General features: G+C 41.3%; 25 protein-coding genes and 1 riboswitch. Of the genes, 5 read left to right on the forward strand and 20 right to left on the reverse strand.

Translation table 11 applies throughout. The features are described from left to right. Positions 1–335: 335 nt before the first annotated feature. From fahA to FCN14_RS14755, 18 genes are all read right to left on the reverse strand, one after another. A complete protein-coding gene (fahA, locus tag FCN14_RS14670) occupies positions 336–1,631 on the reverse strand; it encodes a fumarylacetoacetase (RefSeq protein WP_171032950.1) in 1,296 nt (431 codons plus the stop codon). 92 nt (positions 1,632–1,723) lie between these two features. Then, positions 1,724–2,704 carry a hypothetical protein gene (locus tag FCN14_RS14675; RefSeq protein WP_138432040.1) on the reverse strand — a complete coding sequence of 327 codons (981 nt, stop codon included), beginning with the start codon at positions 2,702–2,704 and terminating at the stop codon, positions 1,724–1,726. Between the two features lie 72 nt (positions 2,705–2,776). Continuing rightward, positions 2,777–3,901: a radical SAM family heme chaperone HemW gene (gene hemW / locus FCN14_RS14680; protein WP_138432041.1), complete on the reverse strand. Its 1,125-nt coding sequence runs from the start codon at positions 3,899–3,901 to the stop codon at positions 2,777–2,779. 95 nt (positions 3,902–3,996) lie between these two features. Continuing rightward, positions 3,997–4,548: a gamma carbonic anhydrase family protein gene (locus tag FCN14_RS14685; protein ID WP_138432042.1), complete on the reverse strand. Its 552-nt coding sequence runs from the start codon at positions 4,546–4,548 to the stop codon at positions 3,997–3,999. Positions 4,549–4,608: 60 nt separating this feature from the next. Beyond that, the gene (gene thiE / locus FCN14_RS14690; protein WP_138432043.1) at positions 4,609–5,235 is read right to left on the reverse strand and encodes a thiamine phosphate synthase; all 627 of its coding nucleotides are present in this window, start codon (positions 5,233–5,235) and stop codon (positions 4,609–4,611) included. A gap of 15 nt (positions 5,236–5,250) precedes the next feature. Beyond that, complete coding sequence (thiE, locus tag FCN14_RS14695) at positions 5,251–5,883, reverse strand: thiamine phosphate synthase (RefSeq protein WP_171032951.1); 633 nt, start codon at positions 5,881–5,883, stop codon at positions 5,251–5,253. Continuing rightward, positions 5,870–6,658: a thiazole synthase gene (locus FCN14_RS14700; protein WP_138432045.1), complete on the reverse strand. Its 789-nt coding sequence runs from the start codon at positions 6,656–6,658 to the stop codon at positions 5,870–5,872. The genes thiE (FCN14_RS14695) and FCN14_RS14700 overlap by 14 nt, the downstream gene beginning before the upstream one ends. Before the next feature lie 21 nt (positions 6,659–6,679). After that, positions 6,680–6,883, reverse strand: a complete 204-nt coding sequence (thiS, locus tag FCN14_RS14705; RefSeq protein WP_171032952.1) for a sulfur carrier protein ThiS — start codon at positions 6,881–6,883, stop codon at positions 6,680–6,682. 13 nt (positions 6,884–6,896) lie between these two features. After that, positions 6,897–8,024 (reverse strand): glycine oxidase ThiO, encoded by a 1,128-nt coding sequence (thiO, locus tag FCN14_RS14710; protein WP_171032953.1) that lies wholly within the window; start codon positions 8,022–8,024, stop codon positions 6,897–6,899. Between the two features lie 11 nt (positions 8,025–8,035). Then, entirely contained in the window at positions 8,036–8,836 is an 801-nt protein-coding gene (locus FCN14_RS14715) for an energy-coupling factor transporter transmembrane component T family protein (RefSeq protein ID WP_138432048.1), read from the reverse strand. Beyond that, complete coding sequence (locus FCN14_RS14720; protein WP_138432049.1) at positions 8,826–10,331, reverse strand: ABC transporter ATP-binding protein; 1,506 nt, start codon at positions 10,329–10,331, stop codon at positions 8,826–8,828. Before FCN14_RS14720 ends, FCN14_RS14715 begins: the two co-directional genes overlap by 11 nt. Before the next feature lie 3 nt (positions 10,332–10,334). After that, positions 10,335–10,916 (reverse strand): ECF transporter S component, encoded by a 582-nt coding sequence (locus FCN14_RS14725; protein ID WP_138432050.1) that lies wholly within the window; start codon positions 10,914–10,916, stop codon positions 10,335–10,337. Between the two features lie 12 nt (positions 10,917–10,928). Beyond that, on the reverse strand, positions 10,929–11,603 hold the full coding sequence (gene tenA, locus FCN14_RS14730; RefSeq protein WP_138432051.1) for a thiaminase II: 675 nt from the start codon (positions 11,601–11,603) through the stop codon (positions 10,929–10,931). 27 nt (positions 11,604–11,630) lie between these two features. Further along, a complete protein-coding gene (gene thiD, locus FCN14_RS14735) occupies positions 11,631–12,458 on the reverse strand; it encodes a bifunctional hydroxymethylpyrimidine kinase/phosphomethylpyrimidine kinase (protein WP_138432052.1) in 828 nt (275 codons plus the stop codon). 4 nt (positions 12,459–12,462) lie between these two features. Next, entirely contained in the window at positions 12,463–13,500 is a 1,038-nt protein-coding gene (gene thiL, locus FCN14_RS14740; protein ID WP_138432053.1) for a thiamine-phosphate kinase, read from the reverse strand. A gap of 48 nt (positions 13,501–13,548) precedes the next feature. Next, positions 13,549–13,644: riboswitch (TPP riboswitch) on the reverse strand. Positions 13,645–13,736: 92 nt separating this feature from the next. After that, positions 13,737–14,321 (reverse strand): DsbA family protein, encoded by a 585-nt coding sequence (locus FCN14_RS14745; protein ID WP_171032954.1) that lies wholly within the window; start codon positions 14,319–14,321, stop codon positions 13,737–13,739. A gap of 73 nt (positions 14,322–14,394) precedes the next feature. After that, positions 14,395–16,056 carry a M28 family peptidase gene (locus FCN14_RS14750; RefSeq protein WP_138432055.1) on the reverse strand — a complete coding sequence of 554 codons (1,662 nt, stop codon included), beginning with the start codon at positions 16,054–16,056 and terminating at the stop codon, positions 14,395–14,397. A 108-nt stretch (positions 16,057–16,164) separates the two neighbouring features. Then, complete coding sequence (locus FCN14_RS14755) at positions 16,165–16,701, reverse strand: DUF2339 domain-containing protein (RefSeq protein ID WP_138432056.1); 537 nt, start codon at positions 16,699–16,701, stop codon at positions 16,165–16,167. 209 nt (positions 16,702–16,910) lie between these two features. Here FCN14_RS14755 and FCN14_RS14760 point away from each other — a divergent pair, with 209 nt between their 5' ends. The 3 genes from FCN14_RS14760 to FCN14_RS14770 are packed head-to-tail and all read left to right on the forward strand — an operon-like array spanning position 16,911 to position 20,094. After that, positions 16,911–17,738, forward strand: coding sequence for an SDR family oxidoreductase (locus FCN14_RS14760; RefSeq protein WP_138432057.1), 828 nt, complete (start codon positions 16,911–16,913; stop codon positions 17,736–17,738). Further along, a complete protein-coding gene (locus FCN14_RS14765; RefSeq protein WP_138432058.1) occupies positions 17,735–19,102 on the forward strand; it encodes an aldehyde dehydrogenase in 1,368 nt (455 codons plus the stop codon). The genes FCN14_RS14760 and FCN14_RS14765 overlap by 4 nt, the downstream gene beginning before the upstream one ends. Beyond that, positions 19,099–20,094 carry a YhdH/YhfP family quinone oxidoreductase gene (locus FCN14_RS14770; RefSeq protein WP_138432059.1) on the forward strand — a complete coding sequence of 332 codons (996 nt, stop codon included), beginning with the start codon at positions 19,099–19,101 and terminating at the stop codon, positions 20,092–20,094. Before FCN14_RS14765 ends, FCN14_RS14770 begins: the two co-directional genes overlap by 4 nt. Here FCN14_RS14770 and FCN14_RS14775 read toward each other — a convergent pair. Next, on the reverse strand, positions 20,091–20,516 hold the full coding sequence (locus FCN14_RS14775; RefSeq protein WP_138432060.1) for a response regulator: 426 nt from the start codon (positions 20,514–20,516) through the stop codon (positions 20,091–20,093). The genes FCN14_RS14770 and FCN14_RS14775 overlap by 4 nt on opposite strands. Positions 20,517–21,199: 683 nt before the next feature. Between FCN14_RS14775 and FCN14_RS14780 the strand changes: the two genes are divergently transcribed. Next, a complete protein-coding gene (locus FCN14_RS14780; protein WP_138432061.1) occupies positions 21,200–23,074 on the forward strand; it encodes a histidine kinase dimerization/phosphoacceptor domain -containing protein in 1,875 nt (624 codons plus the stop codon). Between the two features lie 38 nt (positions 23,075–23,112). Here the strand turns inward: FCN14_RS14780 and FCN14_RS14785 are convergent, their stop codons facing one another. After that, the gene (locus FCN14_RS14785) at positions 23,113–24,129 is read right to left on the reverse strand and encodes a T6SS phospholipase effector Tle1-like catalytic domain-containing protein (protein ID WP_138432062.1); all 1,017 of its coding nucleotides are present in this window, start codon (positions 24,127–24,129) and stop codon (positions 23,113–23,115) included. A gap of 334 nt (positions 24,130–24,463) precedes the next feature. Between FCN14_RS14785 and FCN14_RS14790 the strand changes: the two genes are divergently transcribed. After that, positions 24,464–25,963, forward strand: coding sequence for a PAS domain S-box protein (locus tag FCN14_RS14790; RefSeq protein WP_138432063.1), 1,500 nt, complete (start codon positions 24,464–24,466; stop codon positions 25,961–25,963). Positions 25,964–26,209: the final 246 nt, after the last annotated feature.

The following is a 26,209-nucleotide window of genomic DNA, read 5'->3' on the forward strand; positions in this document are numbered from 1 at the left end:
ATGAAACGCGGGCTTACAAGATTAATACCCATTTCGTTTTAGTTAAGTAATCTTAGCAAAAGCTTAATTTACTCAACCCATCCAATTCACCTTAAAAAAATGTATGGATTGTTAGATTTATAATAGAGTATCAAGCTATACCAATTAATAACGAGCGATTTCATTAAACCTTCATCTTTCTTTTTAGAAGACAGTATGAAATAACCATTCCCGTCTGCTCTTTTCGATCTATCACCTGCCTACTTACACTCCCAGATCCTTTGCTGTTAAAATAAAAAAGCGAGAAGTGTAGCACACACTCCTCGCCATTCACTAACGTTGTATTATTTCTGTAATTACAAACCTAAATCTTTAGGAGGTAATACCTTTCCAGTGACTTCACCAAAACCGATACGATAATCATCAGTATCAGCATATCCAGTCATGGTAACCTCATCTCCATTTTCCAGGAAGGTCCGCTCCTCACCATTCGGTAACTCAACCGGATCAGTTCCTTTCCAGCTAAGTTCCAGCATACTACCGTAGGAGCTTTCTTCTTTGCCGCTGATAGTTCCTGATGCATAGAGATCTCCGGCCTTAACATTACAACCGGTAATTGTCTGATGAGCTAACTGTTGCGCTACATTCCAATATAAATTCTTGGCATTGGAGGCACAGATCTTATGCGGAGCATCCATATTTTCACCCTGCAGAAAGACATCCAGATTAATATCAAACGTCCAATTTCCTTCTGACTGCAGATAGGGAAGAGGGTCCGGATCTTGATCAGGTCCTTCTATACGAAACGGCTCCAGTGCGGTCAGCGACACAATCCACGGAGACACCGAGGTTGCCCAGTTTTTAGCCAGGAACGGTCCTAACGGCTGATATTCCCATTTCTGAATATCGCGGGCGCTCCAATCGTTCACTAACATTAAACCAAAAATGTGCTCATCGGCTTTATTAACGGGAATAGGATCTCCGAGCTCATTTCCCTTGCCGGCTACAAAACCCATCTCCAGTTCAAAATCACAAAGCTTACAAGCACTGAAAATAGGAGTATCATCACTGTCGGGCGGTAGAATCTGTCCCTGGGGACGGTGTACATCTGTACCACTTATTACGATAGAACTGGCCCGCCCGTGATAACCTACCGGCAGATGTTTCCAATTGGGCTTTAAAGCATTTTCGGGATCACGAAACATACTGCCCACATTAGTAGCGTGCGGCTCAGAGGAATAAAAGTCGGTATAATCACCTATCTCCATAGGCAGTAACATCTCTACCTTCTCCATAGGGGTAAATACCAGCTGTCGTAGCGACTCATCATCACGCAATGTAGCTTCATCAGCTCTTAACAATTTGCTCAGATAGGTACGTGCTTCAGTCCATGCTTTATGCCCTAAATCCATGAAAGCATTAAGGGTAGATTCCTGAAATACTCTTTTACCACTAAGCTCTGGACCGTCAAAAAGTCCGGCATCTTCTAATGCCGCCAAATTCACTACATATTCGCCAATAGCAGAGCATAAAAATACTTCACCGCCCCCTTTGGGACGAGCCAAACCGTATGGTAAATTTTGAATTGGGAAATGAGATTTGTCATCTACATCAATAAATGAGTCTAAATTAGGATCGTTTGTTGGATGCATCTTTGTAATATTGAATTAAAAATTTTGAGTTATCAATTGGTTACAATCATAATAGATATAAAAAAGATTAACCTCCCTTGTTATCTCGAACATCACATAAGGCCAAGCTGCTCTAAATCTTCACGTGGTTCATCAAAACTACAGCTCCCGTAAGAGATCAGAGCCACATCACGAAGCTCCGCAATCTCTTTGGTAGATACCTTTAAATCGTTCCAATAAAATCCTTCATCATCAAAGCTAAAGCGATCGGGATCTTCATCTCGAATAATTTCTTCGAGCTGGTTATTTGAAAGATCATGAGCGTAACTTAGCATAGCCCCGCCAAAAACATTTAAGAATCCATGCATTTTTGTATTTACAGAATCGGCGTAATGACGAATAGGATGGTGCAAACCCGCTGTACATTTAATCGCTATATTCTGCTCACGAACCTTATTAAGTGCAAAAGCCACCTGTTCTACCGAAGGGAACATATCTGCTTTTACCCCACCACAACGTAGTTTAAAGGCGCCCTGTTTAACATTAGCCCCATCAAAATCTGCATTAACACTATGGAGCATTTCAATGGCTAACCCTACCTCCTTTTTCCAATTTTTATCAAAATAGCCCTCAAAGAAAATTTCGTTAGGTGTCGAAGCAGAACTATCCATCCGTTCTAAAGTTTCTGTATAGATCTCTGCCAACAACTTGTCATCATAAGCAAACACAGCCTCACGCGGTAATTTAATCTCCAGAATATCTGTTGTAACCCGGTCGCCGTGAGTTGCATGAAACCGCTGCAGAACGTCAATAAGCTCTTCCAAATGCTCCTGATAGTCAGATACTGTTTCGGTACCTTTCCCTAACACAGAAAAAGCAAAAGGTTCTCCTTCTTGAAAAAGCTCCTCTCCATACGGCTTGAGCTCATCAAGTTGCCAGCCCGGCATTATAAATCGGGATAACATCCAAGAGTCATCAATCTTACGATACATACTATATTTTCGAATAGCAGTATCCAGTGAAAGGTCTGCCGGGGGAAAGAGACCGGCATAATCGATAATACCTTTCATAAAGGCTTTTAGGCTTGCGTCCATGGGTCTGTGGTCAGTTAAGTTTGTAGCTGGCAATGACGATCATAAGTTGTTCCATTTGATAAAGAAAAGCAATCAATACAGAGTCACCAAATCAAGAATGATAGCATCAGCTATTTTTATACCTTTATCAGTTAGTTTAATCCTGTTATCTACCTTTAACTTCCCCTCTTGTTGTCGCTTGACTAAATATTGTTGCTGGCGATCTGTTAAGATATAATCATATTTTTTTTCTAATTCTTTGACACCAACACCCAAACGAGTTCTAAGCCCCATCATTAAACGCTCTTCTGCCAATTGCTGAAGGGAAAGCTGCTCTTTCTCTTTGCTATCCTCATCACGCAAATAGCTGCGAAGGTCAGCTTCATTTTTCCATCGATAGGCTTTTTCACCCCACCAAAAAGAATGTGCGCCCGGCCCCAGCCCCAGATAGTTTTCGTGTTCCCAGTAACTACTATTATGATGAGCCTCACAACCCGGACGGCTATAATTACTTACCTCATATCGTTTTATTCCATGTTCAGAAAGCCGCTTATTAACAATATCAAAATGGGTAGCTACTTTATCATCTTCAGGAGGCGCAATGCGTCCCAGCTCTACCTGCTTTCCAAGCCGGGTTCGGGGCTCAATCGTTAGAGAGTAGGCTGAAACATGAGGCGGATTAAACGGAAGAAGCTTATTAAGATCGGTTTCGAGCTGCTCATTTGACTGATTGGGATTCCCGTAAATAAGGTCTACCGTGTACGATTCAAACGGAGAATTACTTAACAGCTCCAGGCAATGAAGAGCTTCTTCACTTGAGTGGGCACGATGCATAAATTTCAACAACTCGGGATCAAAACTCTGTACGCCCATACTCGCCCGACTCACCCCCAGGTTTCGCAAATCAGCCAAAAAAGGTTCCGTGACATCATCGGGATTCATCTCAAAAGTAATTTCACGGCTATCAACTTGGAAGATCTGTTCAAGCGCTTCTAAAATCTTCTCTACCTGCCGGGGTTCAAGCAACGAAGGAGTACCACCCCCGAAATAGATTGTCTTTACCGTCTCTTCTGCATTTTGGGTATCAGCATAAGAATAAATCTCTTTTAATAACTGCTGTACAAAATGCTCCCGCTCAGATGTTCGCGTTACAAAATAAAAGTCACAGTACGAGCATGCTTGCTTACAAAACGGGATATGAAGATAGATTCCAGACAAAGTGTCTTTCGAATTGAGGATGAAGAATTACATATATGAATACTAACAACGTTGGCTATTACCAAATAGCTGTCATTCTCTACCTTATTAAATACCTACTCCCGATCATCATCATAAAAAGGGTTCTCCTCGTAGGTATCTTTTTGCATATAAGTGCGGGCATATCTCACATAGTTATCAGCATGCTCTTTAATAGAGGCAATCTCCTCCTCAGTAAGTTCACGGACCTTTTTTGCTGGACTGCCCATATACATATATCCCGATTCCAATCTTTTGCCTGGCGGAACTAAGCTTCCTGCTGCTACAATAACATCCGATTCTACCACTACTTCATCCAAAATAGTAGCATGGATACCGATAAGTGCTCGATCGTGAATGGTACAGCCGTGAATCATCGCGTTATGACCAATAGTGACCTCATTGCCAATCTTTGTTGGTCCGGTTTTATTCATCACATGGATACAACTGTTATCCTGCACATTTGTTCGATCTCCAATTTCAATCCAGTTAACATCCCCACGAATAGTAACGTTAAACCAAGCACTGCTCTCCTCCCCAAAGGTGATATCACCAATTACATCTGCACTGGGGGCTACAAAAGATGACTCAGGAAATTGTGGCTTTTTATTAAGAAATTCGTAAACCATAGATACCTCTTTTTAATCAAATATTTTCATGCCAAAGATAGGTAAAAGACGTGCCCCTTGCTATTGAAACAAACCCACTAGCCCGGCTGCTGTTTGCTGGGGGTTTTCTGCCTGACATATTGCTGAACTCACTGCAATTACATCTGCCCCAGCATCAATCACTTGTGGAGCATTTTCCAGCGTTATGCCCCCTATAGCTACCAAGGGAGAGTGGATCTCTTGGCGCACCCTAGCTAAAGTATTCAATCCACGGGGGGCATACTTTTTCTCTTTTGTGGATGTCGCAAAAATGTGTCCCAACGCCACATAATCGGCACCCGCCTTTTCAACCTGCCGGGCCTCATCCAAATTTGCCGAAGTCCCGCCTACGATAGCTTCCTCCCCCAGAAGCTGCTTCGCTGCCGAAATAGGAAGATCATCCTGCCCCAGATGTACTCCATCCGCGCCACCTATCTTCGCAAGATCGGGGCGATCATTTACGATCAACAGCTGATCTCCTTTACTTTTGAGATCTGCAATTTCCCGAATCTCAGCCAGTGCCTTTCGGTCTGACCGATCCTTAGCACGATACTGTACCATCTGAACTCCGGACCGGTAAGCGGCATCTGCCAATTCAATATGGGAATAGCGATCCTGCCCTTCTGTATCCGTTATTAAATATACTCCTTGCAATATCTGCTTTCTCATTTCTGATCATTTTCTTTAGAGCTTTCCGAGATGCTTTTTAAAACTATGTACCTGTTGACCTACGTTACCAGCTTTCATTATTGCAGAAATACCTGCTAGTCCAAAAGCACCTGCCTGCAAACAAGAGGCAGTTTTTTCAGGTGTTATCCCTCCTACAGCAAAAACCGGAACCGAGGACTTTTCGGCGACCTCCTTTAACCTATCAACTCCTTGCGGCTCGCCGTATTTTGCCTTTGATACTGTATAATACACCGGCCCAAAAAGCAGGAAATCTGCCCCGTCCTCTTCCGCACGCTTAGCTGCCTTCTCAGAATGAATACTCGCTCCTACCGTAAGTTCAGGCCAACTTCTTTTTATAGCCATGGAAGGAATCCCATTCTCAGGACTATGTACCCCATCAGCATTCAGCAACTGCGCTATATCAGCGCGACGATTAACAAACAGTCTGGCATTGTACTCATTGGTGATACTTCTGATCTGTTTACCTAAGGCAACAAGCGATTCATCAGTCATATCTTTTTCTCGCAACTGAACAGCCCGTACTCCGGCCTTACAAGCAAGCTCCACCGTTTCTAAGAGAGATCGTTTGTCGGAAGCTTTACGATCTGTGATCAAATAATAACGAAAACTGATACTATTTTTCTTCACGATCCACCTCAATTAGCCCTTCTTCCGGGCTTGAAGCTTTGGCATACAACCTCTTTGGCATACGTCCCGACTCTAGGGCCAGGCGCCCGGCCTCAACGCTTTTCTTCATCGCTTCCGCCATCATTACCGGATGCTTAGCCTGAGATATTGCGGAGTTCATCAATACCGCGTCCATTCCCAGCTCCATAGCAATAGCTGCATCCGAAGCCGTTCCAACTCCCGCATCCACAATAACCGGAACATCCACCAAGTCTTTAATAATACGCAAATTATAAGGGTTTCGGATCCCCATCCCCGAACCAATAGGGGCTCCCAACGGCATTACGGCGGCACATCCCATATCCGCTAATTTACGGCAGGTAATAGGATCATCATTGGCGTAGGGCAGTACTACAAAACCTTCAAGAATGAGTTTTTCGGCAGCTTTTAACAGTTCCGGCACATCGGGGAAAAGGGTTTCATCGTCACCAATAACTTCCAGTTTTACCCAGTTGGTGTCCAGGGCTTCGCGTCCGAGTTTGGCGGTAGTAATAGCTTCTTCGGCGGTATAACATCCCGCCGTATTGGGTAACAAAAAGTAGCCGTCATTCTGGAGGTACTTAAGAATATTTTCACCCTCATCGGTATTTAAATTAGCACGTCGCAAAGCCACGGTCACCATTTCGGTACCGCTGGCCCGCAAAGCTCCCCGCATTGTCTCAGGATCAGGAAATCGACCACTACCCACAATTAATCGAGAATCAAATTTTCGGTCAGCAATTTGTAATGAACTCATAAAACCATATTCCTTTTAGATTTATCCGCCTTGAGTAGCCCGAATTATTTCAACCTTGTCACCGTCGTTTAGCTGATAGTTCTGCCACTGCTCTCGTGCGATGACTGTACTGTTTACAGCAACGGCAACCCCTTTTTCACTGTGTTTAATATCAAAAGACTGAAGTAATTTTTGTAATGTCTCTACTTCCGTCTTTTCCTGTTCTCCATTTACTGTTAATTTCATCACAATATCTCCACTAATTTGCATTAAATCGTTGTGGACGGAAAGGGGCAAGCCAATCCGATACCTCTTCATCCAATATTTCATCAACCAAAGCATAAACGGTTAGCGGCATTAACATAATTCCATGCCGGTAGTGCCCCGTCGCATAATATAATCCCGATATATCACTTTCTCCTATAATGGGTCGGTGATCTTTACCGGCGGGACGCAGACCTGCAACTGTTTCTACCAATGGTAGCTCATAAATAGCCGGTACCATCTCCCAGGCATGCTCTAACAACTCTTTCTGCGCGCCGGCAGTAGGCCGCTTATCGAACCCTTGCTCTTCGGCTGTTGCTCCAAGACGAAGTGTTCCATCTTCTTTTGGTACCAGATACATCCGCGGGGATCTAATAATACCTTTGAGCTGACAGTCATCCGTTTTTTCCATCGTTATAATCTGTCCTTTTTCCGGTCTAATGGGAGGTAACTGCTGACCAGGAATACCAGCGAGTTGTTGCGACCAACAACCGGCTGCTACAACAACCCGATCAGCAGCATAGGTCTCCTCTTCCGAAATAACGCTCATCACGGCCTCTCCTTTAATTTCAACTTCCTCAACTTTTGTATGGTCTTTGACCATACCACCCATCTTTTCAAAAGCTTTTTTCATCGCCTTTAACAACTTTCTATTATCAATCTGGGCATCATCAGGCAGCCACAATCCTGACACCACATTGGGTGACAACAATGGTTCCCGCTCCCGGGCTTCCGTGCCGGTTACCATTTTCACATCCAGTTTCAACTCTTTTCTAAATTCACACAAACGCTTGAGCTTCTCTGTATCATCGCGATCGATGCCGGCCATCAGGGTACCACAGGAATCAAGGACAGGTACATTTTCTGTATCCTCAGAAAGTTCATCCAACAAACGGGGATACATATTCAAGCTCTGTTCACCAAACCGCATAAGCTTGATCTCTTCAAAACTCACCTCAGCATAGGGTGCTAACATACCGCCTGCCACCCAACTGGCCTCTTTTCCTATTTCTCCTTTCTCATAAATTGTAACCTTTGCACCGCGGCGTACTAGCTGCCAACCGATACCCAGACCGATGATACCACCGCCGATAATTGCTATATGTTCTGTCTTTTTACTCATAATCATTTTTATTAACTGTTAAAACGTACATCTGTTATTTCAAATAGCGGCCATTGTACGCCTACGGTCCATGCCCCCACGAAAATACCAACCCACCAAATAACCATGAGTCCATCTGCGGACGAAAAACCGGGCTGATAATAATATGTTCGCTGTACACTATTATTAAAACGACGTGCTTCCATAGCAACAGCGATACGCTGTGCTCTTCTGATGCTCTGGGCCAGTAGTGGAATAGCATATCGTCGAATTCTCTGCCACCACCCATTCAATCCTCTTTTTGACCTAACGCCTCTCACCTTATAGGCTTTTTGTAATGTCTTAAACTCTTCATAAATAAGAGGCAATAAACGCAATGATGCCATAAAGCCATATGCATATCGCGGAGGCAACCTCAACTGCTGCATCATAGAATAGAACAGTAAGACCGGTCGGGTTGTAAGGGCGAAAAGCAACCCAATTAACCCAAAACTGAGGGCACGGAATCCAATATGTACACCTCTATAAAAACTTTCCCGGGTTATCACCGCCGGCCCCCATTGCCACCATACCGTATCTCCCTTTCCGAAGAGGATCATCGAAGCCCCCGTTGAAAAAAATATAAACAGTAAAGGTAGCACAAACAGTAGTACCTTTCCTTTTGGCTGTCCCGTCCCCAATAGCAGCATTCCGGCGAATCCTACTACCAGAGGTATCATAACATTAATATTGTGGATAAAGAGTATCACAAGAATTCCACCCATCATAAGTACTAGTTTTAGCGATGGGTTGATACGAGAAATCCACGACGAGTACTTTTCTTTATACAGCATGGCTTTTACCCTCTATTTCTTGAAAGCGATTCCCAACATAATCAGCCTGTAGCTCCCCATCTTCAATCTCCCAAACACGCGTGGCGTACCTCTGTATAATATGTGGTTCATGAGTAACCATTAACAGCGACGCACCTTGTTTACGATACCTCTCCAGTTCCTTGAGAATAGTAAAAGTATTGCCTGCATCCTGCCCGAACGTAGGCTCATCTAGCAATAACAATTTGCGATCTGCGACCAATACGGATGCTACACTAAGACGACGTTGTTGACCTGTAGATAACCGGTAGGGATTTTCATCAGCCAATGCCTTTAGGCTAAACTGCTTTAAGATATGCTCTACCTTTATACCTATTTGTTGATCTGGGAGCTGCTCTTTCCGCAACGTAAAAGCTACCTCCTCATATACACTTTGAGCAACAAACTGCAGCTCCGGATTTTGAAAAATAAAACCGATCTCTGATGCCAATTCTGTAGTATCACTAATATGCTGGCCCTGCAATTGGGCTGATCCCTTTGTAGTGATTAATTTCATCAAAGCCATCAACAACGAACTCTTGCCTGCGCCATTAGGACCGGTAATAGTAATCCATTCTCCCTCCTGAACCTGAACGTTGGGCATGGTAATACAAGTTTTCTCATTATAAAATCCTTTGAGATGTTTGATATCGAGCAATGGGGGTTCAGAATCATTTGGGAAATTGGTATTAGATTCTACCTCTATTTGATATCCCTGATCATGAACACCCCAGCTCTCTGCATGCCAGATTCCATATCTATCCAGTAACGAGCGATGATTCTGTTGTACCTCCTCTGGAGAACCATCAACTACCAAAGCTCCTTCTTGATCCAGTACCAAAACCCGGTCTACAAATTCGATAATCTCTTCAATTTTATGCTCAACTATTAACAATGTTTTATCACGACCTAACGTACGTACATGCTGCCAAATCTCAGATGTCCCTTCCGGATCCAGTAAGGCAGTAGGCTCATCCAGTACCAGCGTATCCGGTTCTAGGGCCAGAGCTGAAGCCAATGCCAGTCGTTGTTTCTGCCCCTGCGATAAGGATGAAATAGGCCGATGAGCTTCTGCAAAATCCAATCCAACTTGCTGTAAGTAGTAATCGATTTCACGCGCCATATCAAAAGTCGGCACCCCCATGTTCTCCAACACAAAAGCGATCTCCTCATCTACATAAGGCATACAAAACTGCGAATCGGGATCTTGAAATACATAGCCCCATGAGTCTAAGGTCTTTCGCTCTTTCCATTCAACAGGCTCTTCAATAGCCTCAGGAATAAGCCCTGTTATCACCTTCAGCAGGGTAGACTTTCCTGAACCTGAAGGCCCTAGCAACAGCACTTTTTCTCCCCTTGGGATACTTAGTGACAAACCATCAAACAGCAACGAATTTCTACTCGAAAATCGTACCCTCAAGTCCTTTAAATGAACTGCCAAATGTTTCGTATCGCTATGTGATACAGATGCTTTCATATATTAATTCAAGTCTACCGTTGCAGTACCCACCGGACGAACCAGATCGGCTACACCGGCATCTTCCAGAGCTGAAACTAACCAGTGGGCCATCCAGCCGGCAATAATGATGGCACCAGACAATCGAAATAGAATCAATAGGGAAAGATTCCATATAGCAAGGTCACCGATGTAGCCCTGCAATAAATCCAACAAAAGAGATCCAGCTGTTGCTGCCGCCGCCGCTGCTACAGCCACCCCGATAGAATACTTGCAATATCCTCTCGCGGCAAATACCATCTCTGAGGCCAGCCCCTGAGCCACTCCCGACAACAAAACTGCCAAGCCCCACTCGGAACCCATAAAAAATTCGCCCGAAGCTGCTGCAACCTCTGCTAATAACCCTACCCCCGGTTTTCTAATAAGCAGGAAAGCGACCGTTGCTGCAATAAACCACATACCATAAATCAATTGCTCAAGATGCATACCAAGCGGCTTTATAGCGTAGTATAGAGGCCCCCATAACTTATAAATCACCCCAAAAACAAGGGCTATAACTGTGGTGACTAAGATGTCAGAAAGTTTAAGTTTGTATCGTTTCTTCATCGTTTTATTCACCTATGCCGGAACAGCATTCTTAGGTTGACGGGGCCACTGTTCCATCTCATATGCACTGTCCCAAAACTTCCACTCCATTTGGGAAGAACGCACAAAAGCATGTATCATCTGCTTTCGGCGGCGATTGGGCTCCTCTTCCGCAACCCGGTTTGTTATTGCAATTGCCTTTTCAACGCTATCATTAAACTTTTCTCCTGCATAGGTATTGATCCAATCTTGATAGGGGTTTTCAAGAGCAGCATGTTCATAAATATGAAGTCCTACCTCACGATATATCCAAAAACACGGAAGTAGCGCTGCTATGGCAATGGCATTATCTCTCATCGTTGCCGTGGCAAGTAAATAATTAGTATATGCAAAACAGGAAGGCGACTTTTGCAAGGGACTTCCCGCATCTAACTTTTCGTAAAACTCGCCATGCAGCTCTCGCTCTACATCAATAGCATTGGTCGCAAAATTCAGGAACTGACGAGCTTGTTCATTGCTGTCCGACCGAATACCTGCCAGTGAAAGCGCTCGTGAATAATCAGACAGATATAAAGTATCCTGCTTCAGGTAAAAAGTGAATACCTCTTCCGATAAGGTACCATCCGTCAATTCTTTTATAAATGGCAGTTCTAATATATGATCATAGATAGGTTCAATTTCTTGCCAAAGCTTGTCAGTAAATTCCATTCCTTTTCAATACTTTATGTTTAGATACTAGTTCCAAAATTGGTGAAAATGATGTAGCGGGCCACCGCCTCTCCCAATATCATATTGACTACCTGCCGAAATAGCCTGCGTGATATACAGCTTTGCCTGTTCAACAGCTTTAGGCATAGAATATCGCTTTGCCAGGAACGCAGCAATAGCTGAAGAGAGGGTACAACCTGTGCCGTGGGTATTATCTGTTTCTATGCGTTTTGCCTTAAACTGGTGCAGCTCCGGGTCTTTTGATGCTATCGCCAAATAATCGATACTTTCTTGCTTCTCGAAATGTCCGCCCTTAAGTAGTACTCCCCCAGCACCGGTTTCTAAGAGATCCTGAACCGCCTTTTTCATCGACTCATGACCGTTTATATCACACCCCAGTAATCGTTTAGCCTCTGGAATATTTGGAGTAATAAGATCTGCTAATGGAAACAGTTCTTCTCTTATTACTTCGATGGCCTCATCTTGTATAAGCTGAGCACCACTTTGAGCAACCATAACCGGATCTAACACAATATTCTTCAGATCATGTTTTTTAATGCGATCTGCAACTACTTCCATTAGAGTTCCGGTAAATAACATTCCTATCTTAACTGCATCTACTTCAAAATCCTCTACCACCACATCAATTTGGTCTTTTAAAAACTGGGGCGGCACCTCATGAATAGCACGCACCTCTTGTGTGTTCTGAGCCGTAAGAGCAGCAAAAGCGGACATTCCATAACATCCCAATGCAGAAATGGTCTTAAGATCTGCCTGTACGCCGGCCCCTCCTCCACTATCAGAGGTGGCAATGGTCAATACCTTATCATACGTCTGTTTCGAATTATCTTGCATAAAACTAAGATCCCTTAAAGTGTTTGAACTCTTGTTCTTTAATTTCTACCGATGCCCCACTCCGTAACATTCCAACCTCAGAATCACCTTCACTAACACTTCCTATCTGATGTAGGATGGTGCCAAAATTCTGTTTGTACCTCTTTTGTAAATCCTTAACGCCATCTTTGGCTACTGTCAATAGGAGCTTATAATCCTCTCCTCCAACCACCGCAAACTCCTGTGCCTGTTCATGAGTACCATCCTTTTCATAAAAAGATCTGAAAGCACGCGACAATGGAAGCTGTTCTAACGCGATTTTAATACGACAGTGACTTTGATGGGCTATGTGGTAAGCATCTCTTAACAACCCATCAGAAAGATCAATCATTGCATGTACCGTTTTTTCTTGGGCCAGCCACTGCCCTTTTTCAACTTCCGGTTCAGGTTCCTGATGTCGCCCTAATAGCTGCTGGCGCACTGATTTCGCTAGATGGGTATATTGATCTGGATGTGATAGTATTTCAAAACCGGCTGCTGAATCTCCCACAGTTCCGGTAACACATAAAATATCACCGACTTCTGCATCGCTGCGCAGCTTTACCTGCTGCGGTTTCCCAACACCGATAATTGTAATATTTATAATAATGTCATTCTGTGAACGAGTAGTATCGCCTCCCAATAATGAAATGTCATACTCTTGGGCAAGAGCAACTAATCCATTTCGGAACTGCCTTAGCCAATTTACAGATAACTCTTTGGGCAGAGCCAAGGATACGTAAAAACCGGTAGGCCTACCACCCATGGCAGCAATATCGGAGAGATTTATAGCCAGTGCTTTGTAGCCCAAAAAACGGGGGGAAATTTCTTGGCGTCTAAAATGGACATGCTCTACAATAAGGTCTGTACTTATAAGCTGCTTAAGTCCTCTGGGCCCCTCTGTTACAGAGCTATCATCTCCTATACCGATCTCATTGGGCGAAGATGATGAATTGGCAAAGAGAGCAATAATCTGCTCTTCAGACAAGTCACCTATATTTGGGGATGTCAGCGAATCAGCCATATAAATTATTATGCTGCTCGCCGCCAGAAAGAGGCAGGAAAAATCAGTACTAATGATTTGTCGTTTCCCTCCGCTGGTACTAACCAGATCAGGTAGCCAGGATGTCATCTCAGCTGCATTCCTACAGCACTCCTAACGACAAGCAATACTTAATTCTAAATAGTAGGTGAAGCTATCCTTTTATCGCATGCAATGCAAGCCCCTGCCTTAGGGATAAAAGGCTTTTAAACGGTTACTTAACCTGTCTTCTTTGCAAGATATTTTTCAACCACTTCCTTAAACTGCTCATATGACCTTGGAAGAGGATCCAGTTTTTCGCCTTCAATAAAGAAGGTAGGAGTAGAATTCACTCCTCGCCTTTTGCCTTCCTCCTTTTCCTGCATAACAGCTTTTTGGGTTTCCGCCGCATTCAAATCATTGCGAAACTTTTCCATATCAAGGCCTATTTTTTTAGCATAACCTTCAAATATAGGTGCAGGGTTAACAGAATTTGACCAATACCTTTGATTATTGTAAAGCATATTGTGCATCTCATAGAACATCCCCTGATTACCGGCAGATTCTACTGCTCGTGCAGCAAGAGCAGCAAATTGATGCATATTTAAGGGATAATGCTTTAACTTGAGCTCGACTTGGTCGCCAAACTCTTTCTTTATTTTCTTAACAATAGGATGGTACTGCCCACATGCCGGGCACTGATAATCGCTAAACTCAGTGATAGTAATTTTAACATTGTCAGAAGAATCACTTTGGGCCTGAACTGTCCCTATTCCCATCAACACTACAGCGGTTACAAAACATATACTTATAATTTTTCTCATCAGTTCTTTCCTCATTTAAAAATATTATTATTTCGTTTTCCACAAACGATTGTCATCGATATATCTTTCAAAATTATTTTTGGACTGATACTTCTTCAATCATCTTAAGACGCATCTGCTTGAACTCATCCCCTTTATCCCACCTTTGCATCTCCTCAGCATTTAGAATTCTATATCCCGCATTAAAAAAGAGCTGCACATCCTGTACCATTCCAGAAAGATCCCAATACTCATTTATTTCATCATTCACAGAATGATAATTTGCATTCTGCAAACTGTCCACAGTTTCCGCATACCCCTCAGGTTTATCCACATACTCTGTTCCCGAGTTAGGGAAAATAGCGGGAATACCCTTTTTCGCTAGGGGAAAGTGGTCAGATCGATAAAAATATCCTCGGTCAGGATGGGGATCTGGCTTCACTTTTCGACCATTCTCTTCTGCCAAATCTTCAATTGTATCGCTTACACTATTTCGTCCATAGCCAATAAGCACCAAATCTTTGGTCTTCCCATAAACGTTCATCCCATCAAGATTAATATTCGCTGTAACTTTGCCGGGATGTACCGTTGGATTTTGAGCCCAATACTTTGATCCTAACAAACCAACCTCTTCGGCTCCCACAAACAGGAATAAGGTGCTACGCTTTAGTTGAGGCTGCAGTTTTTTATATCCCCTCGCGATATTTAATACTGCACTAACTCCTGCAGCATTATCCAAAGCACCATTATTAATAGAATCTCCTTTCACCGGCTGGGTAATACCTAAGTGATCATAGTGAGCAGTATAAACAAGGTGCTCATCTTTCAACTCATTACTACTTCCTTCTATTAATCCAAGGACATTTTGAGCTTCTTGTTTACGATACGTAGCAGACAACTCTAAGTTTAATGACAATCCATTAAGAGGTACCGGTTCAAAATCACGACTTTCAGCAGCTTTAAGCTGCTCTTCCAACTTCAAACCTGCACTTGCAAACAAGGCTTTGCTTGCTTCTTTGGTCAACCAACCGTTAAACTTTGTATTAGAACCTTTAAGCGACTTGTCACCACGCATATAAAAACGTTCTCGACTCCAGCTGTTGGCCACAACGCTCCATCCATATCCAGCTGAAGGAGTGGTATGAATAATTAATACTCCTGCAGCCCCCATTTCACGGGCCTTTTCATACTTGTAGTCATACCGGCCATAATAGAGCCTGGTATCTCCTTTAAAGAGTGCAGGATCATCGCTGGGATCATTATTCTTAACTACTAATACCTTTCCTTTTACATCTGCTTCTTTAAAATCATCCCAGTTCTCTTCTGGTGCCTGAATACCAAAACCCACATATACTAACTCTGAATCCTCAACGGATACCTCTTCTGACAGGTTACTGGGCCAAGCCATAAAATCACTGTAATAATCAAAACTATGGATAGTATTACCATTTTTACTGATCGTTATGCGCGTATCCTGATCCGTCTTCTGCCCAATCAAGGGTACATTTTGCGTATAACTCCCATCAGGCATTCCACCTTTAATATCATACTCTTTTAACTTTTTGACGAGGTAGTCTATTGTTTTCTTTTCACCTATGGTCCCTGTACTTCGACCTTGAAACTCATCGGAAGACAACACCTCAATAGGCTTCATCAGACTCTGCTTAGTAATAGTCTTGGCAACCTCCTCAACTGGCGATTGCATGCAAGCCACACTTATAATTAATATAATTGCAACAGAAAGTAGTTTTTTCATTTTTATATTCTCCAATTGATTATTGATATAAGGTCAGTAAACAATATTTGTCCACACAAGGAAGCAGGTCAAAATGTAACATATTTTTCAATGATTGCTAATTAATCTCTACTCCTTCTTATCATGCCAATGCGACTGACCATAATATCCCAATAAAAGGAAGATAGTACCAAAGCCGATAAATAATAGTATGCGCCATATAGCCTGTAACTTCGAAAGATCAACTAAAATAGTTTCCCGACAACCAGAAAAACAGTTGCCATAGCTGTAATTCGCAGCCGCTTGCCATAATACAGAAAGCTTAACACCAACAGGATAATAGCATAGCCTCCCCAAGCTATTGTCACCAATACCTGTCCGTCTTCTAATCCCGAAAACTTTTGATATAACCAACACAAAAAGAAACATCCCAACTCCCAATCCAATGGCACTTCTGATAGGTGGATTTAAACATCCCTGATCAATGGAATACTTAAATAGAAATGCTACACCAATTAGCAACAATCCTATTCCAATACGGTTAAGCCATTCTTCACCGATTTCAAAACTACCGATATCCCGATTACTGCTTTTACTCTCTACAGAAATAACCTTGTTTGACCTGTGGTTAGCTGTAGAGGTCTTTGCTGTTTGAGCCTCTTCTATAAAGCTCTCTTAGAGAGTAGCAAGTTGGTGTTCGAGTTCCTTAATTCGCTCTTCTAATTTGGCAACTCGCTTTTGTAGATTATTATCTGCCGGATCCGACATCGTATAAATTTAAGCATCTTGGTGAATTCATATAAAAAAATTTCTGCTTCTTCTCTATTTATCGCACATTATTATTGCTATACTTTTACTAATAAACGCTTTAAAATATGAGTATAATTAGAAACAAACATATTCTCATTACCGGCGGTGCCCATGGTATAGGGCTGTTACTAGCAGAAAAAGCACTTAAAAAGGGCGCAAAATCATTGGTTATATGGGATGTCAATGAAGAGTACCTTGCAAAAGCTCATGAACAGCTTAGTACATTTGAAGCACCCATTCACTGTTTCACTGTTGATATTTCTAAATATGAGCAAATTTATCAAACAGCTGAACAAACATTGCAAGATATTCCACATGTTGATCTTCTAATTAACAACGCAGGTATTATAGCAGGAAAGAATTTTGATGAATTAATCCCGGAAGATATTGAACAAACTATTGGCGTTAATCTGCTTGGGATGATACATACTACCCGATCTTTATTGGGCGGACTTAAAAAATCTTCTTCTGCACATATTGTGAATATTGCTTCGGCTGCAGGATTAATGGCCAACCCTGGGATGTCTGTATATGCCAGCAGCAAATGGGGAGCGATTGGCTGGTCAGAGTCTCTACGTATTGAACTTAGCAAATCTGAGGCCAATATTAACGTTACTACAGTAGAACCCAGCTATATAGATACCGGTATGTTTGAAGGCGTTTCGGCACCATTGCTCACCCCTATTTTATCTCCGGATGATATTACTAATCGTATAATAAAAGCAATAGAACATAATAAAATTCATTTGCGAGCACCATTTATGGTAAAACTGTTGCCTTTTTTACGGGGCATCTTACCCACGAAAGTATTTGATTTTGTAGCTGGTAAACTATTCCGGGTCTACCAATCAATGGATACATTCACCGGACGAAAAGAACAGGGAGTAAGATGAAAGAAATAGTTTCTACTCAACAAAACTACTTCAAAAAAGGAAAACCAAAAGAGGTTTCTTACCGAAAAGAACAACTGCGTAAACTAAAAAACACTCTTAAAAGTAATGAAAAGAGGATTTTTGAAGCGTTAGATGCTGATTTAAAGAAGCCTTATTTCGAAACTTATGAAACAGAGCTACTTATTTCGTACCAGGAAATTGATCATATTCTTACTAACTTAGACCGTTGGGCTAGACCGCAAAAAGTAAGCGGCTCCCTTTTTAATTTTCCTTCCCAAAACTATATCTACCAACAACCATACGGGGTTTCGCTGGTTATTGGGGCATGGAACTATCCCCTTCAGTTAACACTTAATCCTGCCCTTGGTTCAATGGCTGCCGGCAACTGCACCATTTTAAAACCTTCAGAACTGGCACCCAATACCTCCAGCTTATTAGCAGAACTTATTAACAATACTTTCAATGCCGGATACCTTAAAGTAATAGAGGGAGATGCTGAAACCACACAAGAAGTTTTGAACCAACCCCTTGATTATATTTTCTTTACCGGAAGCAGTAGAGTAGGTAAAATCATTATGAAGTCTGCTGCCAAACAGCTGACCCCTGTTACCCTTGAACTGGGTGGTAAATCTCCTGCTATAGTCGATAAGAACACCGACCTTTCCATAGCTGCCAAACGTATTGCCTGGGGTAAATTTATTAACGCAGGTCAAACGTGTGTGAGTCCTGATTATGTGTACGTCCATCAATCGATTGAAGATAAATTCTGCCAATTATTACAAGATTATATCGCTGAATTTTACGGTTCCGATCCACAGCAAAGCTCTGACTATGCTCGCATTATTAACAATGATCATTTTGAACGTTTAACTAACTTAATCAGCCCCCAAAACATATATCATGGTGGCAATACCGATCCATCCGACCGATATATTGAACCAACCATACTTACTGGCATTGGGTGGAATGATGAGGTGATGGAAGAAGAAATATTTGGTCCCATACTACCCATTCTAACTTTTAAAAAGCTGGATCAAGTTATTGAACCTATTAACAACTATCATTCTCCATTAGCGCTCTATATTTTTAGTGACAGTAAAGAGAAACAGGAAACACTGATTCAATCTATCTCTTTTGGTGGTGGTTGTATTAATGATACTATTGCCCATCTCGGTAATTTAGAGCTTCCCTTCGGTGGCATTGGCAACAGTGGATTTGGTAACTATCACGGCAAATCTAGCTTTGACCTTTTTTCTCATTCTAAAAGTATAATGAAAAAAAGAAACTGGCCAGAAGTTCCCCTGAGATATCCACCTTATGATGGAAATTTGAAATGGTTAAGAAAGCTATCAAAACTATTATGACAGATTCTTTTCAAGCCTTAGTAGTTGAAGAAGACGACGGCACGTTTAGGCGAAGTATCAAAGAATTAGATATTGAGGACCTGCCTAAACACGATACCCTGGTTAAAGTGCACTACTCCTCTTTAAATTATAAGGATGCCCTTTCGGCTTCAGGCAATAAAGGGGTTACTAAAGAGTATCCACATATCCCTGGTATCGATGCTTCTGGCATTGTAGAAGAAAGTGAAAACTCCTGCTTTGAATCTGGAGATAAAGTCTTGGTTACAGGGTATGATCTTGGACAAAACACCTTCGGCGGTTTTGGCGAGTATATTCGCGTACCTTCAGATTGGATTGTGCCCCTACCTGAAAATCTTAGCCTTCGGGATAGTATGATATTGGGCACAGCCGGTTTTACTGCCGCTATCGGTATCCATCATCTACGTCATAATGCCATCACTTCTGAAAACAGTCCTATTTTGGTTACCGGAGCCACCGGTGGTGTAGGGTCTATGGCTGTTGCCATACTTGATCAGTTGGGATATAAAGTGACTGCTGCAACGGGCAAAATGGATCAAAAATCATTTTTGAAAGAAATTGGAGCTACTAGAGTCATTCATCGAGAAGAGGTACAAGATAATTCAGGACGCATGCTCCTTAGCAGCAGATGGGCCGCTGCTATTGATACCGTTGGGGGTAACATGCTTGACACTACACTGCGTCAAACCCAACATAATGGTGTAGTAGCGTGCTGTGGAAATGTGTTGGGCCACGAACTAAATACCAATATATATCCCTTTATCCTACGGGGGGTTCACTTGGCAGGGATGGATAGTGGAAACTGTCTTATGAATATGCGCAAAAAACTATGGGATAAATTAGCTACTCGCTGGAAACCCAAAAAGCTTGCAAAAATAGCAAAGGAGTGCTCACTCGATGCACTAGACAAAGAAATCAAGACTATATTAAAAGGCGGTCAAATAGGACGAGTTCTAGTAAGAATATGCGACTAAGCTGTTTTATTAAGGGGTTGTGCTGAAGCTGCTTTGTTCTGCACCGACCCATTTAATGCCTTACTCAATGGTTCTTTTAAGTCTCCCCCGGTTATAGGCTTAGTCAAAAATTCAACACACCCTGTTTTTTGGGCCCGTTCATATTGATATCGATCTGAACTCCCCGATAAGTAAATAACCGGTACATCCGATTCTTCTCTTATCTTTTGGACTGTTTCAATACCGTCTAGATCTCCATCCAATGAGATATCCATGATAACCACATCCGGATTGAGTTCTGAAACCTTATCTAACGCTTCTAGGCCGCTTTCAGCTTTCCCCACAACATCATGTCCTAACTTTTGGATAAGCCGCTCCTCAACCATTGAAAGAAGTAAATCATCTTCTACTATAAGTATCCGACCGTTCGATTTGCTACTCATTCTCCTATTGCTAAACAATTAACCCATGTTACGGACCGCTTCCGCAACATTAAAATTCTTTAATGAAAATTAATTAAAAAATCTTAACATTCAAAGTGATTTCCCATTTAAAATCATTGGTTGAATATTTATAAATAATGGGAGTACTGAAGAGCTCTACTCACGAATAAGCATCACCAACTTATTCCCCGCATGCCATTTTCCAAACTAAATCTATTTCAATAGCATCAGTAAATAAATTACGCATCCCTCTCAGCATCTCAATTATGCATCACAAGCTCGTATAAAACTATAATGTCTATTTAATTTAAAAATATCAACTCAATAATAGACTTTTTACTCTTAAATTTATCCCTCTCCTTCAAAAGCTGAAATAATTCTATCTCAATCTTTTGCGTTTATACTGTGAAAAAGGAGTGATACCTAATTAGATGAGTGCAATTTTTTTTCAGAGGTTTAAATAGGGTATAAAAAAAGCACATTTCCACTTATCAAAAATGTTTATCTGACGATAATAAAATTTGAAAGGCTGGGAACCTAAATTCTTGTATATACGGAAGGTATCATTTCGTATTCCTTTACCATATCGTAATCCAAGATAACTACTTAAAAAAGCGATATATATTATTCTAAATAACTTACTGGCAGAATCTCTAAACTAGTTTTTGAGTCCTTTAGCAAATATGCAGTTTATAGAAAAACACAGAACTATTATTTCACTTTTACTAGGCGGGACTCTCAGTATATTTGTAATTATTGGCTGGAACATAAAAGAAGAGGGGCTTAAGACCTCCCTAAACGATAAAGTATCTGACACCTCACATTTAATAGCACAGCAGTTTCAAGATGCTATTTCGGAAGATGTTGACAAATTAAAGAATCTCAAAAAACGACTGGAAATAACAAACGGTTCTTATTTCAACTATTGGAATAAAGACGCCTCGCTTACCATAGAACAAGATTCTACTTTCAAATTTATTGAGTGGATCAACGACTCGGGGATTATTAAACGTGTTGAACCTTACATTGATAACAAAGAAGCAATAGGACTGGATATCACCACACTTGATTATAGATATCCAGACTGGAGTAAAGCTCGTAAAGATTCTCTTTTCAACCTTACACATTGGTTAGAATTAGTGCAAGGTGATCATGCCTTTCTTGTTGACGCACCGGTGTATATTCAAGATCAGTTCCATGGTACTATTACAGCGGGTATAGACCCTTCGCCTCACTTTGATAAAACACTTAATACTTTTGATGAATACCATGTACTGATACAAGATGACAGAGGGAACAACTTTTATTCCTTTGGTGATTCCACAGGGACAGCACAACTGCACGAGTTCCGTGCTATTCAAAAGATATCATTTGGTGATGCAAGCAACAGCGTCTGGATAGCCACAATTACCCCTAATCATCTATTTAAAAAAGCAAATTCTACCAAATCCAATACTTTTTCTCTCATATTAGCCCTCGTGCTTTGTGGACTCGTTTCAATAAGTTTTTTCTTTGGATTAAAATCACTAGCCGCCGAAAACTCTCTCCTCAAAACTAATAAAAGGCTTCGGTCACTTATAGATTCCTCCCCGCTGGCTATTTGTGTTATTAATACCCATGGCATTGTTACGGATTTCTGGAATTCAGCTGCTGAAAATATGTTTGGGTGGAAAAGTGAAAACGTTGTCGGTCATTTATTACCTCTCATAGATGAAAAAGAAATTGAAGACTTTAAAGAACTTATCCAAAATAGCATTAAAAAAGGAGGACTTACCAATAAGGAGATTATTAAAGAACGAAAAGATGGCTCTAAAGGGATTTTTATGCTAAATATTGGGATGATTTCCGGAGGGGAAGAAATGCTCGTACTGCTTGAAGACATTACTGAAGTAAAACAATACCAGCAAAAAATTAAAAAATCTCTTAATGAAAAAGAGTTTCTGCTTACAGAAATTCACCACCGCGTAAAAAATAACTTAGCTATTATCGTTGGCCTTATTGACCTACAGAAAGATCGTATTTCTGATGAACAGATCATACCGATACTTAATGAAACTCAAAGCCGAATCCATTCAATTTCAGGGGTCCATGAATTATTATACCAGGCAGACGATTTCACTGAGATTTGTTTGGGTGAATATGTAGACAAACTTCTGGATAAGTTACAACAAACCTATCAAGGTACAGAACGCCCTGTTCTCATCTCAAAAGAAATTGGCAGCTTTGGCGTAAATATTAATCAGGCTGTACCTCTTGGCTTACTTATCAATGAACTTATTACCAACTCCTTTAAGCATGCCTTTTCAAACACCCAAATTCCCAAAATTACCCTTAGCATTGATCAAGAAGATGAGGTTATAAAAATTCATTACCAAGATAATGGAGAGGGCTTAGACCAAAAAGTATTTGAGGGAAAAAACTCATTAGGGCTAAACCTTGTCAGAACCCTAATAAAACAACTGGGAGCTAATTACAAACTTAGCAGTAGTAATAATCCAGGGTTTGGCATCCATCTTGAATTTTCCGTTAGTGGAAAGGGACCACATTCAAATATTTGATTCCACCTACCTTCTCTTGGGAGAAATTCGTATTCGCTCTATAAGAATGGTTGCCATGATTCAACTTCATAGTCTGATTCTAAAATCCACGGCCGGTAATTTCGATTTTCAGCACGTTTTAATACGCTTTCATGTATTACCGGAACCTCTCTCCTGCTCTCAGGCCAATAGCGTACCTCCTTTCGATATAGTTTGTTAATACCATTACTCCTTGAATCATGCATTATGCCAACAGCATCGGGTTCATATTGGATTCGTTCCTTATCATACATTTTTAACCCATGCTTGACAGCCTTTCTACACATCCAATTTAATGAAATATCAGAAAGAGCGTGCTCTTGATAACCGCCTCCCACATCCGTATGCATGCCGGGAAACCAAACCTGCTCTAAGGATTGATAGTCTTTTACACGAGATCGCCACAGAGCTGGGTGAAAAGTTTTACGCTTATCATCAACTGCTAAGGCATGGTAAGCATTCTCTACACTTTCACTAAGCCGAAGGTTATGGAATCGATGTTGAAAAAAAGGTATTTGGTCTAAAAGTACGCTCACCGACTGGATAGGAAAACCCAACGCTGATACCGTATCGAAACATCCCATAAAAGTAATACGTGCCCACATTGTGTGGTGCTTATCAATAAAACGACGAGCCTGTGCCTTACGGCGCTCTTCATTACTTACTTTATAGATCTCATAGGCTTCAGTAATAAGATCGGGGCGTGATTTGGGTAGTATCCCAAAATAATGGACCAAACTCGACAAACTGCGTACCGTAGCTGCACCTCTGCTAAAGCCAATCAAAAAAATCTTATCTCCTGCCTCAAAATTTTCAAACAAAAAGCGATAACAATCTTTAATGTTTTTTGATATTCCAAAACCTGAAAGCATACCCAACAAACCCGAATCGTGCGTGCCCAAACCGGGATCGTAATATACTATCTGATCCTCCGTCCGGTCTTCGATTATATTAAAGATCTTATACACATTCGTATTATGACCAACACCTCCCTCCTGGCCTGTTCCATCAGATAGTATGACAATATTTTTAGGCATCTCCTTCTCCCTCTTTAACTCTAAAATTTCCCACTAATGCTCCAAGATGATTAATGCTTCGTCAATACTTTGTATTCAAAAGTTCGAATCTACAAAATTGCAGATAATAAATTTACGGAAACATTCATAATCAATATATATAATAATATTAGTACAACTTACGGAATCTGGTTGATATGATTGCAAATATAAGAACAAGTTAAGAAATTGTTTATTTATTAATCTCATATTAAATTAGCTTTTAGAAGCTGTATTTTCGCTTTCCGAATACCAATGTATATTGCTTGTGTAAACATAAGTCATAATTTTCAGCTAAGGTTTCCGGGAAAAAAACATGCTCAAATCACTGTTTAGAGATAATCCTTCTCCAATGTTTATTCTCAGGAAAAGGACGTTGGATATTATGGAAGTTAATGAAGCAGCTATTGAGACCTATGGCTATGATAAACCTTCATTTAAGGATAAAAAATTAACGGATCTACTTTCATCTGATTACGCTTCCGAGTATCAATCCGCGGAGCAAATAGATACCAAAGCTGTGCATATCAGTGGCGACCACATCCATGAGACGGCGATGGGCAACCTACTACCGGTCAAACTATTGATTCAGCCCCTGAATTACAGGCAACATGATGCATATTTGGTTAAAGCGATGCTGTTAAAACAGACATCGGATTACCAATGGGTGATAGATAAAACAGAGCAAGAGTTGAGTCAGCATTTGGCCAACAGCCCGTTGGGATATATTATTTGGGACGACCAATTTCACCTTAAGAAAATATCCCCTGAAATCACCGAGTGGTTTGATGTTACCGAAGATGAGCTCATTGGTGAAAAACCCCTCGCCCTGGTCCTTGGCCAGTTAGAAGCCCATGACTTTATGGAGGTTAAAGAAAGAATTGATGCCCTTTATAAAGGGCGAACCAACAATAACATCATGGAATTTGGGGTACAAACTACTGATGAAGAAACCAAATACCTGAAACTCTACAACTCTGCCCTCAAAGATCAAAAAGGTAATTTGGTTTCGGTTTTGTCACTTGTTGAAAATCAGACAGAACTGATAACCTCTATTAAACTACAGGATTTACAAGCTGAAATCATTCAAAATGCCACCGACTTTGTCTGTCTGATTGGACCTGATGGCAATATCAAATACCTTAATCCTGCCGGTCGAAGATTAATGGGGGTTGATGAAGAGTTCGATATTAGCTCTACTTATATTAAAAAGTTTTTTACAGATGAATCGTACCATCGTATGGTAAGTACAATACTTCCTAAAGCAGCAGAACGAGGATCCTGGAAAGAAGAGCTGAAATTACGAACTACTAATGGGGATAATATCCCAGTCTCTACCGTTATCTCTGTTCATAAAAATGAGGGTGGAGAAATTGAATATTACTCTACTATTAGCAGAGATATAAGTACAGAAAAAAGAATTATCTCGGAACTCCGTACCAAAAGCCAAAAGCTTGAAACAGCCATGGAAAGTAAAGAAGTTGGCTTTTGGCAGTACCATGTTGATGAAGAGCGTATTGAGCTTGATCACGACTGGCTTCAGGAAAAGCTTGAGTATGATGAAATCGACTTAAGCAGTTATGAAACCTGGAAAGAACTTATTCATCCCGATGACTGGCCCGAGGCATCACAAAATTTTTGGGACACCGTAACTGGGAAGATTGATGGTTTACAAGATGAACTGCGTCTAAAAAAAGCAGACGGAAGTTATCTCTGGATATTAAGCCAGGCAAAAGCAACGGACCACGATGAAGAGGGCAATGTTACCAAACTCAGTGGTATCCATCTTGATATCCATGAATGGAAAAGAGAATAATTGTAATCTTACCATCATCTGCTGTACAAACGTTGATGATGCTATTATACTTGATGACTCCTACCTATTAGATGAGAGAGGACAAAAGGAATATCAAGCCGATACCATCCAAGACCTCAAAAAAATTGTTGATAAATTAGTCGATGAGGGTAAAGGCAACTGGCCGGTAAGGAATATGCCTTTGGAAACCAATACTTACCACAATGTTAATATCTATACTATCGTGCCAGGCGAAGCTCCCTACAA

Source organism: Fodinibius saliphilus (genome assembly GCF_005869845.1).
Taxonomy (GTDB): domain Bacteria; phylum Bacteroidota; class Rhodothermia; order Balneolales; family Balneolaceae; genus Fodinibius; species Fodinibius saliphilus.